We start from the raw sequence: 15,705 nt of genomic DNA, 5'->3' as shown, positions 1-15,705 counted from the left end.
TTCGTTTCGGGATTTTGATTATTTCAACGCTGTCTCAAGTGCCTTGACGTTTTCACGCATCAAGTCGAAGTAGCTCTTGTCCATCTGTTCTTTCGTGACCGATTCCAAGTTATAGATCGTCACGCTCTCTGCGCCGATCTCTTGTTTCACGACTTCGGCCACTTTTGGTGTGACCGTGTCTTCGAATGCGATATAGTTCAAGTCGTGGAGACGGGCTTCCTCGATGATCCGTTTGAGAGCTTGTTGTGACGGCTCTTCAGACGGTGTAAGTCCGGCAATCGGCAACTGATCGAAACCATAGCGTTCAGCCAAATAGCCGTATGCGGCATGCGTTACAAGTAACTCGGATTTCGAACCGTTCTCGACCGCTGCCTTCAATTCCGCATCGAGGGCGTTCGCTTCGTCTTTGAAGGTGCTTAATCGTTCTGCGAACTCATCCTTATAGTCGGGTGCTTCCTCACTGAATGCGGCTTCGACCGCTTCTGCCATCGATACAGCATTCGTTGGATCGAGCCAAACGTGAGGGTCATACTTTCCGTGGTCATACTCATCTTCCGAATGTGATGCTTCTTCGTTAGCATGCTCGTCCTCAGAATGCCCTTCGTCTTCAGCATGTCCTTCTTCTTCATGGACATGGACGGTATCCGCCGCATCGAGTAACTTCACGTTCTCGGCTGTTTTGACGAAGGCGACGTTCTGACCATCTAAACTCTTCTCCATAGACTCGACGTAAGGTTCAAGGTCATGACCAATCGTCAAAAAGAGGTCGGCTTCTGCGATTTGTGTCATTTGCTTTGAAGTTGGCTCATACGTATGCGGATCAGCCCCAGGTGGAATGACCATCTCCACGTTGACGCGGTCGCCACCGATTTCTTCGGCTAATGATTTTAATGCAAACGTTGAAGCGAAGACGGTCAGTTGACCATCTGTCGATTCAGATGCGTTGTCTCCTTCGGTATTTCCACACGCACCGAGTAAAAGCGTACCGGCTGCGACTGCGCCTAACCAAGTTTTCTTCATCTTCCATCTTCCACCTTTCAAGTTATCTGAATATTAAATCGTAACTGTTACGTTTTATGACCGCGAGTAATATTATAGTGTGAGCTTCGGAGCACGTCAAGTCCGACTTCTGATGGATAGATTTTTGAAAAAAGCGGGAATATGATTAAAAAAAGGAACGAGGAGTGGATTGTATGAGAAAGGAGACTGCCTGGTTTGTCGGGGGTGCGGCGATTGCTGCGGCGACGGCAGCCGGGGCTAGCGTGTGGAGTCAGTACGGGTCCCTTGTCAGATGGCAAGAACCCAAGTTGCCGATTCAACCGACAACACGCCGGCGCCACACGTACACGTATAAAATTGTTCACGATCGTCCGCTCCAATTTGATTTGTATCTCCCCCCTGGGGAGGGACCGTTCCCGGTGGCGGTATATGCTCATGGGGGAGCGTTCGTCAGAGGGAATCGGAGTATGGTGACACTGTTTCATCCGTTGCTCGACCACTTTTTGGGGAAAGGGATCGCGGTCGTCAGCATCGATTACCGTCTATTTGAAGACGGGGTGTACTTCCCTGACAATATTTTTGATGTTTCTGATGCCCTGTGCTATTTGAAACAACATGAATCGCTTTTGACGCTAGATACAAGTCAACTACTCGTTTGGGGGGACTCAGCAGGCGCCGCGCTCATGCTTGCGGCTGCGCTCGATCGTCATCGACAATTTGCGGGCGATTTGGGAGACGACCTCCCGACCATCAAAGGGGTCATCGCCTTGTATCCACCGACAAACTTTTTATTGTTCAAATTTATCCAGACGTGGCTCGCTCACTTAAAGTTCTATGAAGGAAGCCGTGAGGAATGGCGTGAGTTGATGGTAAAATGCTCCCCGGTCTCCCATCTATATGCCGATGCCCCGCCGATTTTACTGCTACACGGGAAGAAAGATCCGATTGTCCCGTTCGGCCAAGCGCTTCACTTCGTCGAACATGCGAGTGACGTCGGCGCGAACGTTCAACTCATCTCCTTTCCGAATGGTACCCACTCGCTGGCGAGCTTCCTTCAATCGGATAATCCAATCAAAGAAGAGCAACTCATGGCCAGAATCAATCGTTTTATTGAAGAATGCCTCGGATGACGTTGCGATTTTTAGGGAAGATGGTACGATGGGGGATGATTGAAAGAGTAAGGAGTGGAAGTAGTGACAGAGTTATGTTTAGTCAGACACGGCCAGACCGATTGGAACCGTTTAGAAATTATTCAAGGGCGTGAAGATAATCCGTTGAATGCACTCGGACGTCAACAGGCAGAGGAGAGTGCAGCTTTTTTGAGTCAAGAGAAGTGGGACGTCATCGTCTCGAGTCCCTTGTCACGTGCGGTTCACACCGCACAAGCCATTGCGACAGCCTGTGGCATCGAACATAAAGCGATTCTGCTAGATGAGCGTTTCATTGAACGTGAATTCGGAGCGGCATCCGGGCAGCCCGTGAAAGGGATTTACGAGGCGGTTCAAGCGGATGACCAGAATCAGATTCCGGGTCTCGAAACGGAAGACGAGATGCGTACACGGGTCTTAGAAGGAATGAATCATTTGGTGGATACGTATTCTGGCAAACGCATCATTGTCGTCTGCCATTCTCATGCAATCAAAGCGGCGCTTTCTGCCATCGATGGGGCATATACGTTCCGTCACGCCATGCGAAACGCCTGCTCGAACTATATCACCCATCAACAAGGTCAGTTTGAAGTGAAGGCGGTCAACGTGGCTGACCATATCACCGATCCGACCATTATGAAATGAGGAGAATGTCATGACGACCTTACTATGGGTATTCATTATCGCATCATTTGTGGTCGCTTTTGCAGGACTCATCTATCCAGTCATCCCGAGTGTCTTGTTCTTGTTCATCGGATACATGATTTATGGATTCGGTTTTTCGTTTGAACCATTGACCTGGACATTCTGGGTATGGCAATCGGTCTTCCTCGTCTTCTTGTTCGGCGTCGACTATGTCGTCACCCGGGCTACAGTGGATAAGCGAGGCGGTTCGGAGCGAGCGAAATGGGGTGCGACAATCGGTTTGATTGCGGGACCGTTTATTTTCCCGCTCGTCGGGGTTTTGATTTTCCCGTTCATCTTCGCTTTCTTGGCGGAGTTGACACTTGGGAAGACGACACGTGAAGCGTGGAGCATCGGCGTCGGCACCGTTCTCGCCTTTCTCGGCAGCACGCTCTTAAAAGTGATCGGGATGACGATGATGATCATCCTATTCTTTATCTACGTGTGAGGCGGAGATGTTTCTCCGTCTTTTTAGTTTGAAAGGTGAATGGTTTTGGGGAAAGAAAAACAGGTCATCCGATTATTCAAATGACCCGGTTTTGACCAATTGATTGAAAGCGGAGCGACTGAACGATTGTTGCATTTCGACTTTTTTCTCGAAGAAGGCGGGCTTTAAATTCGAGGTGGCGACGCCATCTTGGATCAACGAATCGAGTACTTGCTTCGTCGCGTCTTGTTTCGGCATCAACATGAGTCCTTCAGCGACGAACGTATGATGGTCGTTCAAGGCCCTCTCGCTCGTGAACGTCAGTGCGAGCGCAGCCGGGGCGTTCGTTGGCGACGTGATGACGGCTTCAGCGAGGATGAGGATGCGTTTGTTTAAGTAATGATGGAGCGTGACAGCCGACTCGGTCGGCACGAGCATTTCGAGGAGCCATTCTGAATCGTGCTCCTTCGAGATGATTAACCCATCGAGTAAATCGATCGGTAAATTCAGTTCATTGCCGTATTCGTCTTGGACGAGTCGGACTTGGACGAGGCGAAACGTTTTCATGGGATCGTTCCTTTCCGCGTTTTCTTTAGACCATCTTAACACAGTCTGAGGAATAGAATGTGTTAAGATAACGGGGAAGAAACAGAAAAATAGAGAGTGAGGGAGGCATCAAGATGAGTTGGGTTGTTGGCGTAATCGGGTATGTGACGATTCTCGCAATCGTCTATTATGGTGTCCTTTTCTTCAAAGTGAAACGGGAGCGGAGTCGGGCCGGCTATCGGATTTTTCTCTTGCTTGCCGGATTGTTTTTAGTCAGTGGGAGCGATTATATCATTGCGTTGTTCCAAGGAGACACCGAAGCGACGTTTTGGCAACGGACCGTCTATTTTGTCTTGATATTGCTCTCTTTGTCGATTGCGCTTTACTTTCGGAGAAAAGAAGATCAAAGCCAAGCAGGCGAGATGACGATGGTATAAAAAAACGGCTGTGGGTATGCACCCACAGCCGTTTTTTTATTTTGGTACCCGCGTTTTGCGAATCATATCGAGTTTTAAATCCCATAGTGGCTTGCTGAATGTCACCGAATACACTTCCGGTAAACGGAGACGCTTGTACTCTTCCCACAATCCGTTCATCTGCTCGTGATGATATGCACGAATCTCACTTGTGCTTGGAAGGTCGTATACGCGTTTCCCATCAAGGAAGATTGGTTGCAACAAGCGTTTCACGTTGAAGTTACGTGTCTTGATCTTGAAGGCCGGGTCACGGACGTCAATCAAGTCGATCTCGGTGTACGATTCGACCGGTTCATCGGCGAGGGCGATATAGTCGCCTTTGAACTTTTTCGTTTCGTTGTCGATGATGCGATACAACTCTTTCTTGTGAGGAGTCGTCGTCTTCACCTTGGAAGAAGATACTTTGATGACCGGCTTTAATTCACCAGATTCATCCTCACGCGCGACGAGCTTATAGACCATCCCGAGTGCCGGCTGCTCGTAAGCCGTGATGCCGCGTGTCCCAACGAGGAACGTATCGGCCTCTGCGCCTTGCATCCGTAAGTCCTGGATGACATACTCATCCAAATCCCCAGAGACGACGATTTTGACGTAGTCGAGCCCTGCTTCATTCAACGCCTTCCGGGCACGCTTCGACAAGTAGGCGAGGTCTCCAGAGTCGAGTCGTACTGACTTGAGACGATGGCCCTTCGTCTCGAGCTCTTTTGCGACCGTAATCGCATTCGGCAGACCAGACTTGAGTGTGTCATACGTGTCGATGAGAAGGCTCGTGTTGTCCGGATACATTTCAGCGAATGAACGGAATGCGCTCAATTCATCATCGTGGAACTGAATATCAGCATGCTCCATCGTTCCTCCTGTCGGGACATCAAAGTCACGACCGGCTGACACGAGACTTGTCACATCAAAACCAGCGATGTAAGCCGCACGCGTTCCGTAGTAAGCCGCATCGACACCTTGCGCGCGACGAGCTCCTCCTTCAAGGAGTGTCTCGTTCGGAGCAGCCTGACGAATCCGGGCATACTTCGTGGCGATGAGTGATTCATGGTTCGCGATATTGAGTAGCGCCGTTTGGAACAGCTTCGCTTCAAAGATGGTCGATTCAATCCGAACGACTTGTTCATGTGGGAAGATGACTTCTCCTTCGCGAACACTATATAGTGAACCAGTGAACTTAAAGTTCCGTAAGACGTCTTCGAATTCATCTTCGAATCCGAGTTGCTCTTTCAAATAGGTGATGTCCGCCTCCGTAAAGGAGACGTTCTCTAAGTAGTGAACGATATTCTCGAGTCCGGCGAAGACGACATAACCACCACTAAATGGATTCGAGCGATAGTAAAGGTCGAAGACGACCTTTTCATTATGGCGACCTTGCTTCCAGTAAATATACATCCAACGTGGAAGATAAAGATCTGTGTGAAGGGCTAAATTACGATGTAACATATGATTTCCTTTCTGTTTTACGTCACTTTCCGACGACTGTCGCACCGAGTGTTGTGACGAAATGTTCGAGCGCCCATTCATGGCCGACCGGGTTGAAGCTTTGAACGGCATCGGCATGGACGACGATTTGATAACCGAGGTTGTAGGCATCTACGGCTGTATGGAGTACACAAATATCCGTGCAGACACCGACGAGATGAACTTCTGTGATTCCGCGTTCCCGAAGACGCAGGTCAAGGTCAGTTCCGGCAAAGGCACTATAACGTGTCTTATCAATCCAGTGGTCTGCCTGTTTTGCAGCTTCCTTCACAGAACCGTACAACTCACGGCCCTCTGTCCCGCGGATATTGTGCGGTGGGAACAACGTCGTTTCAGGGTGGAACGTGTCACCTGCATCATGGACGTCGTTCGCGATGACGACATAGTCATCCGTTGCGAATGTCCCGATCAATTCGACGATCCGTTCTTCAATCTCTTGCCCGGGTTTCCCACAAGTCAAACGACCACTGTCTGCGATAAAATCAAATGTATAATCAATAACAATCAATGCGCGCATGGGAGATGCTCCTCTCTCGTAATGAAAATGATGGCTGTCCATCTCATTCTAATTCATTATACATCATGCACGGAAGATTATTTTTCTTCGGTTTGGGTAGATTAAGACAGTAGACTGTATAGGGAAAGGGGATTGTGACGATGGTATTATCGCAAAGTGAATTGACAGAGGAACTGTCACGGTTGAACGGTTGGGAAGAAGTGAACGGGGAGATTCAAAAGACGTATCGGCTGGAAACATTTCCGGAGGCCATTCAGTTCGTGCATCTTGTAGCAGATTTGGCTGAATCGCTCGATCATCATCCGAACATCTTGATTGAATATCGGAACGTGACATTGACCGTCTCGACCCATGACGAAGGGGGCATTACGGAGAAAGACATCACACTCGCGAAAGGGTGTGAGGAACTTGTCTAAGCTCTATATGACTTTTGCGTCAGGCAGCGTGGCGGAGCGTCTTCGAAAGGAGCCAGGCGTCATCGCGGCGAATGGACACGAAACGATTTTGCTCGCAGAAGGAGAGAAGTCTCCGTTCAAGAGCGGTAAAGTGTTTGAAATTGAAGAGGCGTCGGGCGAATTCGTGAAAAAAGGGAACATTTTATACGCGAACGTTCCGGCAGATGAGAATGCCCGCTCCCTGTTGTTTCACCACTTGTTGACGGAAAAGGCGCCACTCGGTGTCAGTCATGATGGGTTTTCGGCATACCGATTAGGTGTCGACCCGGATGATAATCATGCCGTTGTCTTTATTCAGTTCACGTCTGGTGGGAAACACTTTCGTGATACAGAGGACTATGCAATCCTTGAAGACCGCTTGAAGCGAGCGGTCGAACAGCGCGGTGCAGGTCCCGTCATAAAACACTATGTCGTCAGTGAGTCAGATAATCTATAATAAAAGATAACGTCATGTTAGGGGAGGATTTTTATGAACAAGAATTATTTCTGGTTGGGGATGGCTGCGGGTGCGGTAATCGGCGCAGCGGCATCACTTCTCCATAGCGAAACGCGCGATCAACAAGTGAGACAACTGAAAGGCATCAAGTCGAAGTTGAAATCATCGAATACGTCGACTGAGGCACATGCGGTCGGTCTACAAGCGTCATCGAAAGGCAACTTGAAAGACCGTGTCATGGAATGGAAATCGCTTTACGAAGAAAACCAAGATACGATTCAAAACCTCGTCGAAGACGTGAAAGACTTAGTGGATGCGCTTCAAGAGGCTCGTCATAAAAATCAAATCTAATCAAATGGCCAAGCGATTTCGCTTGGCCATTTTTCGTACCTTCTTTATAAGAACTGTGCCAATAATCCGAAGATGGCCAGTCCGATGATGATGTAGAAAAACCACTTTCCGTCCCCGGAATGAATGACAGGGGGCGTGTACGAACGTTGCTTATACTTCCCGTAGCGCATCGGGCGCGTATACGGGACGGTGAAACGTGAGAGTGGGATGGCAAGTAAGAATCCGGCCAAGAACCCGTACACATGTCCCCAAAGGGAAACGTTCGAACCAATCAATGTGAAAACGGCACTGATAGCGACGAAGATGTAGACCAAGCGGGCATCTTGGCTGTACATCAACGTGCGACGGAAACGACCGATGAATACGTAGAATCCGAGAATGGCCAAGATGGCGCCTGACGCCCCGGCTTGTAGATAAAACAAGTTACTGACAGTGAAATACGTGAGCAGGTTGGCGAGCGCTCCAGCGAATACATAAAACAAGGCAAATTTCACGTGTCCGACCATTCGTTCCATCGCCGGTCCGAAGATGATCAGTGCGAACGAGTTGAACAGCAAGTGACCGAGACTCAAATGAATGAAGTTGGCCGTGACCAAGCGGTACCATTGTCCGTCCGCGAGTGCCAAATGGAACGACCCTCCCGTCGCCACGATTCGTAAACCAGGAGCGAAAGAATCGATGACAAACACAAGGAGTTGGATTACAATGAACAGCGTTACGAGTGGATATGCCCGTACAAACGTTTGAACATTTTCCGTACGACTAAACATAACATCACCTCTTTCCTCAATTGTATAAGGAAACGGGGAAAAAAGGAAAGGAGCGAGTGTCCTGTGATTGTAGGAATCGGAGTCGATATCGTCGAGCTTGATCGGATGGCTCGCTCGATGAAACAACCACGTTTTTTAAAACGGCTGCTCACCGATGCGGAATATGAACTGTCTCAACAGTATCCGCTCCCGCGTCAAATCGAGTTTGTCTCGGGTCGCTTTGCCGCGAAAGAAGCTTACGCCAAGGCAATCGGGACTGGCATCGCACACGGGTTATCCTGGCGTCATATTGAAATTTTACCGGATGAGACGGGTCGACCTGTCATGACCGCGCCGTTTGCGGGGAAAATCCATGTCAGCATCAGCCATAGTCAAACATACGCCATCGCACAAGTCATCTTAGAAGAGGAGGGACATCATGTTTCGTCCTAGTCGAATCGAGATTGATCGGGCGTCCATCGTCCATAATATAAAAGAATTAACGAGACGGATTCCGCAGGACCTCATGGCGGTCGTCAAAGCGAATGCCTACGGACATGGGGCCATCGAAGTGGCGAAGATCGCCCTGGAGAACGGAGCGACGATGCTCGGGGTCGCGTTACTCGAGGAAGCGCTCGAACTCCGCGATGCGGGAATCGAAGCACCGATTCTCGTCATGGAAGCGCAATTCCCTGAATATGCCGGAGTGGCGGCAGAACAGGGGATCACGTTGTCCGTATTTTCTGCCGAATGGTTACGAGAGGCAGCTCCATATATAGAAGAAAAGCCGTTGACGGTTCATATCAAAGTCGATACCGGGATGGGACGCCTCGGACTTCGTACCCGTGAACAGTTGGATGCCTTACTTGAAGAAGCGACCGATTCGTTTGTGGTGGAAGGAATCTATACCCACTTCGCAACGGCGGATGAGCTCGATAGCAATCTGTATTATACACAGCAAGAGCGGTTCGAACGTTTGATGGATGGTCTCCACGAGCGGTTCCGCTATATCCATACGTCGAACTCGGCCGGGGCCATCCGAATGGCCGGACAAGACGTTCCTTATAATCTGGTTCGTGTCGGCATCGCGCTCTATGGGTTATATCCGTCACGTGAGATGGAGACATTCTATTCGTTCCTGCGCCCGGCCTTCACACTAAAAAGTCAGCTCATGCAGGTGAAGCGGCTAGAGGCAGGTCAGACAATCAGTTACGGCGCGACGTATACAACGTCAGCCGATGAATGGATTGGTACCGTTCCGGTCGGATATGCGGACGGCTGGTTACGAAAGGCGAGCGGATTTGAAGTGGAGGTCAATGGGATTCGTTGTCCGATCGTGGGACGCGTCTGTATGGACCGCTTCATGATCCGACTTCCAAAGGAGTTTCCTGTAGGGACGGACGTGACCCTTGTCGGTGGAAACGTCGCCATTGATGAACTCGCCTCATATCTTGGGACGATCAACTATGAGATCGTTTGCCAATTCACGAGCCGATTGCCACGTCTTTATGTGTGAATCATAAATCGTGTGAAATTATCTGAATTCTTTCTCGATTTCTCTATATTTTCCCATTCCCGCGTGTTATATTGATAAAGAACGCGGGAGAATTTCCGCCAGTCCATGAAACGATTCTGGAGGTGTAAGATGTTGAAGCAGCGAACTGCGGGTGCGCTAGCGTCCGTCCCAGATCGGTTCTCGCAACAAGGGGGTCCGATTTCGATGAAAGACCGTGAAACACTGTCCTTGAACGATGTAGTGACATACTTGTCTAAAGAAATTGCTGATCGACAACAAACACTGCGTGAAGAATTGGCGAGAGGCTATCAAGAGATGGCCGCGTTTAACTTGAATATGGCAGAAGAGATGCTAATGATTGAAACCGAAGCCGAACACGCTCTCTTACGTCAAGTAAGTGGGGTGTGAGCAACGTGATCGTAAAGCGTGGTGACGTGTTTTATGCGAATCTGTCGCCCGTAGTCGGCTCAGAGCAAGGTGGCGTTCGACCCGTTCTCATCGTACAGAACGACATCGGCAATCGCTTTAGCCCGACCGTCATTGTCGCTGCGATTACAGCTCAGATTCAAAAAGCAAAACTGCCGACTCATGTGGAAGTATATCAAGAGAAGCACGGACTCGAACGAGATTCTGTGATTTTGCTTGAACAGATTCGAACGATTGATAAGCGTCGTCTGACGGATAAAGTCACTCATCTCGATGATGAGACGATGCATAAAGTGGACAGAGCGCTAGAGATCAGTATGGGATTGATCCCTCTCTAGCCTTACATAGATAAGACTGGTACATAGGTATCGGTCTTTTTTTAAACTTTTTAAAAAAAGTGGTTTAAGATTTTGTTAGAGGGGAATTTAAGTTAATCGTACTCAATTTTTCTGTACGGACATTTAGGAGGGAATAGACGATGGATTTAGCGATTCGCGAGCAAGTCATTGGAGAACAATTACACCTTTACGTATCCGGAGAAGTGGATACATATACTGCACCAAAATTGAAAGAAGTATTGCATCCGGCCATCAGTGAGCAAGATGTGGTCGTTCATTTAGACGAAGTGGAGTATATGGATTCGACAGGTCTTGGTGTGTTCGTCGGGGCATTAAAGATTGCCACGCGCAACGAAAAAGAGTTGTCACTTGTCGGAGTCACAGACCGAGTCAATCGTCTGTTCGAATTGACGGGTCTTCACAAACTTCTTTCTATTAATTCGAACGTAAGAGGTGGCACGCAATGAATAATGTTGAACAGACGGTCATGACGTTCCCGGCCAAACCCGAATATGTCGGTGTGGTTCGATTAGTCGTTTCAGGAATCGCTAACCGTATGGGATATACGTACGACGAGATCGAAGATATTAAAATCGCGGTCTCGGAAGCATGTGGCAACGCCGTCCAACATGCTTATGACGATCATCAAGATGGAGAGGTCAAACTCGCTTGTGGCGTCTACGCAGATCGTCTTGAAATCACGATTGAGGATTCAGGGAAGACATTCGCAGATGATGTGAAGCGTCAAGCCGCTCCGGTCGAAGAGACGACCGAGATTGAATCGCTCCATGAAGGAGGACTTGGTCTCTTCTTGATCGAAGCATTAATGGACGATGTCTCGATCAATAAAGACAACGGTGTCAAAGTGACGATGACAAAACTCCTCAATAGGGACGAGGTGGATCAGAGTGCCAGCAAAATCTCAACAACGCCATCACAGTGATGACGAGGTACTAGAGTGGATTGAACGCTATCAACAAGACGATCAAAACGAAGAAGTGCAAATGCTCCTCATCAACCGCTATTCTGACCTCGTTGAAGCACTCGCGCGTAAATTCTCGCGTGGTCGTGCGATTCACGACGATCTTGTGCAAGTTGGGATGATTGGGTTACTGGCGGCACTTCGTCGATTTGACCCGGAATTTGGTCGTAGCTTCGAGTCGTTTGCTGTCCCGACCATCATCGGCGAAATCAAGCGATTCATTCGTGACAAGACGTGGAGTGTCCACGTGCCACGTCGAATCAAAGAACTCGGTCCAAAAATTAAGAAGACAGTCGAGGAGTTGACGACCGAATTACAACGTTCGCCACGAATCGATGAAATTGCCGATCATCTCGGCGTGTCCGATGAAGAAATTCTCGAAACGCTCGAGATGGGCAAAAGTTATCAAGCCTTGTCGGTTGATAGTTCAATCGAAGCGGATAACGAAGGTAGTACGGTCACATTACTCGACTTGGTCGGTAGCCAAGAGCGCGGGTACGAATCAGTCGATCAGCGTCTCATTTTAGAGAAAGCGTTCAATGTCTTAAACGAGCGTGAACGCGCCATCTTGGAATGCGCCTACTATAAGAATATGAGTCAAAAAGAGACAGGAGAACTTCTTGGAATCTCGCAGATGCATGTGTCCCGTTTGCAACGGCGAGCACTCGAAAAGCTGCGTGAAGCCATCAAGGTCCCACTCAATGAAGTATTCTCAAGCGATGACTAATCGAGTCATCGCTTTTTTGTTTGAATGTTTGCTACACTTTGAAAGAGATCAAAAAAGGAAGTGATTCAAGTGATTACGAAAGTGGCTAACGCGTTAAACTTGAAAGTGAACCAAGTCGAGACGGTTCAGCAGCTCGCATCTGAAGGGGCAACGATTCCGTTCATGGCCCGTTATCGGAAGGAAATGACGGGGAATTTGGACGAAGTTGAAATTAAAGGAATCTTGGATGCTCTTCAATATGAAGAGAGCCTGCAAAAACGCAAGGCGGATGTCCTGGCTAAATTAGAAGAGTTGGAAAAAAACACGCCTGAACTAACGAAAGCGTTAGAGGCGGCGACAACCCTTCAACAAGTGGAAGACATCTACTTGCCCTATCGTCCAAAACGACGCACGAAAGCAGAACAGGGACGTGAGAAAGGACTGCAGCCGCTTGCGGACTGGTTCCGGGACAAATCACCCTATTCTTCGGACAAGGTAAAAGAATTTTCTCAAGACGTCAAGGTAGAAGAGGCGTTGCCGCTCGTTCATGCGATCATCGGCGAAGAATGGGGCGAAGAAGCGAAACTGCGCCAGATGCTTCGCGATCGTGTACGAAAAGAAGGACTCTTGCGCTCGAAGAAGAAAAAACAAGCGGAAGACGAAAAAGAGATTTTTGCGCAGTATTATGAATATGAAGAGAAGATTGCTGGCATTGTCCCGCACCGTGTACTCGCCTTGAACCGTGGGGAACGCACGGACGTGCTCCAAGTGAAGGTGGTGTTTGACGAGTCGCGCTTCATGGATCAAGCCCTCCGTACATACGAACGACTTCCGAAAGAAAAGCGTGAGGTTGTCGAGGTAGCTGTGACGGAGGCGTACAAGAAGTCGGTCTTCCCCGCCATCGAACGAGAGATTCGTGGGGAGCTGACAGAAAAGGCAGAAGAGCAGGCGATCGATGTTTTCTCAAAAAACTTGAAACAACTCTATATGCAACCGCCCCTACGCGAAGTCGTCGTCTTAGGAATCGACCCGGCTTATCGAACTGGTTGTAAATGGGCAGTCGTCAATGAGATTGGGAAAGTCGAAGAAGTCGGCGTCTTCTATCCAACTGCACCGAAACACGATATCGTCGGTGCTGAAAAAGTACTGACGAGACTCGCGAAGAAATATCCAATCTCGGTTATCGTCGTCGGAAACGGAACCGCCTCACGGGAGACGGAACAATTCGTCGCCGACTGGTTGAAGAAAGCGGAACGTGACATTGCTTACGCGATTGTGAACGAAGCGGGAGCAAGTGTCTACTCGGCATCGGAAGTCGCACGAAGTGAATTCCCGGATTTGAAAGTTGAGGAACGGTCAGCCGTCTCGATTGCACGCCGAATTCAAGATGCGATGGCGGAACTCGTCAAAGTCGACCCGCAATCAGTCGGTGTCGGACAATATCAGCATGACGTCAGCCAGAATAAACTGAAGGCCTCCTTAGAGTTCGTCGTCGAGAGCGTGGTCAACATGGTCGGGATCGATGTGAACCGTGCTTCCGAGTCTTTATTGACGTACGTCTCAGGACTCAATAAAACGACGGCGAAAAATATTGTGGCATATCGTGAAGAGAATGGACGCTTTGAAACGAGAAAGGAAATTAAGAAAGTACCTCGTCTTGGAGCGAAGGCGTTTGAGCAGGCGGCTGGATTCTTACGGATCATGAACGGGAAGGACGTTCTCGACCAGACGGAGATCCACCCGGAAAGCTATCCGCTCGCGTTATCCATTTTAAAAGAGATCGGATCTTCAAAATCAGAGGTCGGTACGGCTGCGCTTCGAGAACGATTGCAACAAGTCGATGCCAAAGCTTTAAGTGAACAACTAGAGGCGGGACTTCCGACAGTTGAAGACATTTTGAAATCATTAGCCAAACCAGGTCGTGACCCGCGAGAAGATATCCAGAAACCGTTATTACGCACGGACGTCATGAGTCTCGAGGACCTTCAAGTCGGTATGGAATTCCAAGGAACCGTCCGAAACGTTATTGATTTTGGTGCGTTCGTAGACATTGGGGTGAAGCAAGATGGTTTGGTCCACATTTCGAAATTATCGAATCGATACGTGAAGCATCCATTAGATGTCGTGGCGGTTGGTGACATCGTGACCGTATGGATCGAACAGGTCGATGTAAATCGGGGGCGGATTAGTTTGACGATGCTTGCACCGAACAGTAAATAAGAAGAAACTCGAATCAGGTAAAATGTTTTTCATTTTACCTGATTTTTTTTCGAAAAAGTGTTGACGGTCTTTTTTCACCGTGTTATCTTATAGAAGTCGCCGAGAGACGGCACGCGAAATAAAAGTTTTTCTAAGAAAGTGATTGACAGGTTTCTGGTTTGCGGTTACAATATAAATTGTTATTTCGATAATTTCAAGCAACGTTCCGCAATAGCTCAGTGGTAGAGCAACCGGCTGTTAACCGGTAGGTCGTAGGTTCAAATCCTACTTGCGGAGCCATTTTATTTTGGAGACGTACCCAAGAGGCTATAAGGGGCTCCCCTGCTAAGGGAGTAGGCTGGGAAACCGGTGCGAGGGTTCGAATCCCTCCGTCTCCGCCACTTAAATTACTTAGAAGACACATACACTGGCCCGTTGGTCAAGCGGTTAAGACACCGCCCTTTCACGGCGGTAACACGGGTTCGAATCCCGTACGGGTCACCAATATGGAGGATTAGCTCAGCTGGGAGAGCACCTGCCTTACAAGCAGGGGGTCGGCGGTTCGATCCCGTCATCCTCCACCATTTCAAATAAAAACGTAATCTGGTCTTGTGGTGTAGGGGTTAACATGCCTGCCTGTCACGCAGGAGATCGCGGGTTCGAATCCCGTCAAGACCGCCATTTACGTTGGGCTGTAGCCAAGTGGTAAGGCATCGGATTTTGATTCCGACATGCGAAGGTTCGATCCCTTCCAGCCCAGCTTTTTATTTGAGTCATTAGCTCAGTTGGTAGAGCATCTGACTTTTAATCAGAGGGTCGCAGGTTCGAGCCCTGCATGACTCACCATTTTCTTTTTAACTTTATACGCTGCGGTCGTGGCGGAATCGGTAGACGCGCTAGGTTGAGGGCCTAGTGGTGGTTAACACCGTGGAGGTTCAAGTCCTCTCGACCGCACCATATGCACCCTTAGCTCAGCTGGATAGAGCGTTAGACTACGAATCTAAAGGCCGGGAGTTCGAATCTCTCAGGGTGCACCATTCTTTTTTATGGGCCTATAGCTCAGCCGGTTAGAGCGCACGCCTGATAAGCGTGAGGTCGGTGGTTCGAGTCCACTTAGGCCCACCATTTAAACTGACGAACTTTGAAAACTGAACGATGAGGCAAAAATAAGTTTTACATTTTTTGAATGAAGCGCAAGCTTCGTCAATTTAAGAGCTATATCAAATTCTTTGGAGAGTTTGATCCTGGCTCAGGACGAACGCTGGCGG

The 15,705-nt window shown here is 48.9% G+C and carries 20 protein-coding genes and 10 tRNA genes; 25 read left to right on the top strand and 5 right to left on the bottom strand.

The genetic code is table 11. The features are described 5' to 3' along the window. Window positions 1-18: 18 nt before the first annotated feature. Window positions 19-1,020 carry a metal ABC transporter solute-binding protein, Zn/Mn family gene (locus KNO72_RS06590; RefSeq protein WP_214688870.1) on the bottom strand — a complete coding sequence of 334 codons (1,002 nt, stop codon included), beginning with the start codon at window positions 1,018-1,020 and terminating at the stop codon, window positions 19-21. Between the two features lie 173 nt (window positions 1,021-1,193). Here KNO72_RS06590 and KNO72_RS06585 point away from each other — a divergent pair, with 173 nt between their 5' ends. The 3 genes from KNO72_RS06585 (at window position 1,194) to KNO72_RS06575 (ending at window position 3,279) form a co-directional block, all read left to right on the top strand. After that, window positions 1,194-2,129, top strand: a complete 936-nt coding sequence (locus KNO72_RS06585; RefSeq protein ID WP_078146151.1) for an alpha/beta hydrolase — start codon at window positions 1,194-1,196, stop codon at window positions 2,127-2,129. A gap of 63 nt (window positions 2,130-2,192) precedes the next feature. After that, window positions 2,193-2,792, top strand: coding sequence for a histidine phosphatase family protein (locus KNO72_RS06580; RefSeq protein WP_214688868.1), 600 nt, complete (start codon window positions 2,193-2,195; stop codon window positions 2,790-2,792). Window positions 2,793-2,802: 10 nt separating this feature from the next. Beyond that, a complete protein-coding gene (locus tag KNO72_RS06575; RefSeq protein WP_031424439.1) occupies window positions 2,803-3,279 on the top strand; it encodes a DUF456 domain-containing protein in 477 nt (158 codons plus the stop codon). 72 nt (window positions 3,280-3,351) lie between these two features. Here KNO72_RS06575 and KNO72_RS06570 read toward each other — a convergent pair whose 3' ends face one another. After that, entirely contained in the window at window positions 3,352-3,825 is a 474-nt protein-coding gene (locus KNO72_RS06570) for a YwpF-like family protein (protein ID WP_031424441.1), read from the bottom strand. A gap of 113 nt (window positions 3,826-3,938) precedes the next feature. Here KNO72_RS06570 and KNO72_RS06565 point away from each other — a divergent pair, with 113 nt between their 5' ends. Then, window positions 3,939-4,241, top strand: a complete 303-nt coding sequence (locus tag KNO72_RS06565; protein WP_078146153.1) for a hypothetical protein — start codon at window positions 3,939-3,941, stop codon at window positions 4,239-4,241. Window positions 4,242-4,277: 36 nt separating this feature from the next. On the opposite strand, the gene KNO72_RS06560 is transcribed toward KNO72_RS06565, so the two are convergent. Both KNO72_RS06560 and KNO72_RS06555 read right to left on the bottom strand, forming a co-directional pair. Next, window positions 4,278-5,723, bottom strand: a complete 1,446-nt coding sequence (locus KNO72_RS06560; protein WP_214757562.1) for a nicotinate phosphoribosyltransferase — start codon at window positions 5,721-5,723, stop codon at window positions 4,278-4,280. A 22-nt stretch (window positions 5,724-5,745) separates the two neighbouring features. Next, complete coding sequence (locus KNO72_RS06555) at window positions 5,746-6,279, bottom strand: cysteine hydrolase family protein (protein WP_074034877.1); 534 nt, start codon at window positions 6,277-6,279, stop codon at window positions 5,746-5,748. Window positions 6,280-6,419: 140 nt separating this feature from the next. On the opposite strand from KNO72_RS06555, the gene KNO72_RS06550 reads away from it, so the two are divergent. From KNO72_RS06550 to KNO72_RS06540, 3 genes are read left to right on the top strand one after another with little or no spacing between them, the layout of a single operon-like run. After that, entirely contained in the window at window positions 6,420-6,695 is a 276-nt protein-coding gene (locus tag KNO72_RS06550) for a 4a-hydroxytetrahydrobiopterin dehydratase (protein WP_078146155.1), read from the top strand. Continuing rightward, window positions 6,688-7,170 (top strand): hypothetical protein, encoded by a 483-nt coding sequence (locus KNO72_RS06545; RefSeq protein WP_240499776.1) that lies wholly within the window; start codon window positions 6,688-6,690, stop codon window positions 7,168-7,170. The genes KNO72_RS06550 and KNO72_RS06545 overlap by 8 nt, the downstream gene beginning before the upstream one ends. A 33-nt stretch (window positions 7,171-7,203) precedes the next feature. Further along, window positions 7,204-7,521: a hypothetical protein gene (locus tag KNO72_RS06540; RefSeq protein ID WP_015880545.1), complete on the top strand. Its 318-nt coding sequence runs from the start codon at window positions 7,204-7,206 to the stop codon at window positions 7,519-7,521. Window positions 7,522-7,565: 44 nt separating this feature from the next. Here KNO72_RS06540 and KNO72_RS06535 read toward each other — a convergent pair whose 3' ends face one another. Next, window positions 7,566-8,291, bottom strand: a complete 726-nt coding sequence (locus KNO72_RS06535; protein WP_078146156.1) for a rhomboid family intramembrane serine protease — start codon at window positions 8,289-8,291, stop codon at window positions 7,566-7,568. A gap of 63 nt (window positions 8,292-8,354) precedes the next feature. Between KNO72_RS06535 and acpS the strand changes: the two genes are divergently transcribed. The 18 genes from acpS to KNO72_RS06445 all read left to right on the top strand — a co-directional run bounded on the left by acpS (window position 8,355) and on the right by KNO72_RS06445 (window position 15,562). After that, window positions 8,355-8,723, top strand: coding sequence for a holo-ACP synthase (gene acpS, locus KNO72_RS06530; RefSeq protein ID WP_031424460.1), 369 nt, complete (start codon window positions 8,355-8,357; stop codon window positions 8,721-8,723). Beyond that, complete coding sequence (alr, locus tag KNO72_RS06525) at window positions 8,710-9,786, top strand: alanine racemase (protein ID WP_214685168.1); 1,077 nt, start codon at window positions 8,710-8,712, stop codon at window positions 9,784-9,786. The genes acpS and alr overlap by 14 nt, the downstream gene beginning before the upstream one ends. A 129-nt stretch (window positions 9,787-9,915) precedes the next feature. Next, on the top strand, window positions 9,916-10,194 hold the full coding sequence (locus KNO72_RS06520) for a hypothetical protein (RefSeq protein WP_078146158.1): 279 nt from the start codon (window positions 9,916-9,918) through the stop codon (window positions 10,192-10,194). 5 nt (window positions 10,195-10,199) lie between these two features. Further along, window positions 10,200-10,550, top strand: coding sequence for a type II toxin-antitoxin system PemK/MazF family toxin (locus tag KNO72_RS06515; RefSeq protein WP_026824472.1), 351 nt, complete (start codon window positions 10,200-10,202; stop codon window positions 10,548-10,550). A gap of 140 nt (window positions 10,551-10,690) precedes the next feature. Further along, entirely contained in the window at window positions 10,691-11,017 is a 327-nt protein-coding gene (locus KNO72_RS06510) for an STAS domain-containing protein (RefSeq protein ID WP_015880558.1), read from the top strand. After that, complete coding sequence (gene rsbW, locus KNO72_RS06505; RefSeq protein WP_015880559.1) at window positions 11,014-11,493, top strand: anti-sigma B factor RsbW; 480 nt, start codon at window positions 11,014-11,016, stop codon at window positions 11,491-11,493. Before KNO72_RS06510 ends, rsbW begins: the two co-directional genes overlap by 4 nt. Beyond that, the gene (gene sigB / locus KNO72_RS06500; protein WP_015880560.1) at window positions 11,459-12,259 is read left to right on the top strand and encodes an RNA polymerase sigma factor SigB; all 801 of its coding nucleotides are present in this window, start codon (window positions 11,459-11,461) and stop codon (window positions 12,257-12,259) included. Before rsbW ends, sigB begins: the two co-directional genes overlap by 35 nt. A gap of 69 nt (window positions 12,260-12,328) precedes the next feature. Next, complete coding sequence (locus KNO72_RS06495) at window positions 12,329-14,458, top strand: Tex family protein (RefSeq protein ID WP_214757560.1); 2,130 nt, start codon at window positions 12,329-12,331, stop codon at window positions 14,456-14,458. Between the two features lie 204 nt (window positions 14,459-14,662). After that, window positions 14,663-14,737, top strand: a tRNA-Asn gene (locus KNO72_RS06490). Between the two features lie 9 nt (window positions 14,738-14,746). Further along, a tRNA-Ser gene (locus KNO72_RS06485) sits at window positions 14,747-14,838 on the top strand. 28 nt (window positions 14,839-14,866) lie between these two features. Continuing rightward, window positions 14,867-14,941: transfer RNA gene (locus KNO72_RS06480), tRNA-Glu, on the top strand. 4 nt (window positions 14,942-14,945) lie between these two features. Then, a tRNA-Val gene (locus KNO72_RS06475) sits at window positions 14,946-15,021 on the top strand. A gap of 21 nt (window positions 15,022-15,042) precedes the next feature. After that, window positions 15,043-15,118: transfer RNA gene (locus KNO72_RS06470), tRNA-Asp, on the top strand. Window positions 15,119-15,125: 7 nt separating this feature from the next. After that, window positions 15,126-15,197 (top strand) — tRNA-Gln (locus tag KNO72_RS06465). Between the two features lie 10 nt (window positions 15,198-15,207). After that, a tRNA-Lys gene (locus KNO72_RS06460) sits at window positions 15,208-15,283 on the top strand. A 23-nt stretch (window positions 15,284-15,306) separates the two neighbouring features. Next, a tRNA-Leu gene (locus KNO72_RS06455) sits at window positions 15,307-15,394 on the top strand. Window positions 15,395-15,397: 3 nt separating this feature from the next. Continuing rightward, window positions 15,398-15,474, top strand: a tRNA-Arg gene (locus KNO72_RS06450). 11 nt (window positions 15,475-15,485) lie between these two features. Continuing rightward, window positions 15,486-15,562: transfer RNA gene (locus KNO72_RS06445), tRNA-Ile, on the top strand. Window positions 15,563-15,705: the final 143 nt, after the last annotated feature.

The organism is Exiguobacterium sp. s123 (genome assembly GCF_018617075.1).
GTDB lineage: Bacteria > Bacillota > Bacilli > Exiguobacteriales > Exiguobacteriaceae > Exiguobacterium > Exiguobacterium profundum.
The sequence above is the reverse complement of the archived record's forward strand: the minus strand, read 5'-3'. Positions and strand labels throughout refer to the sequence as shown.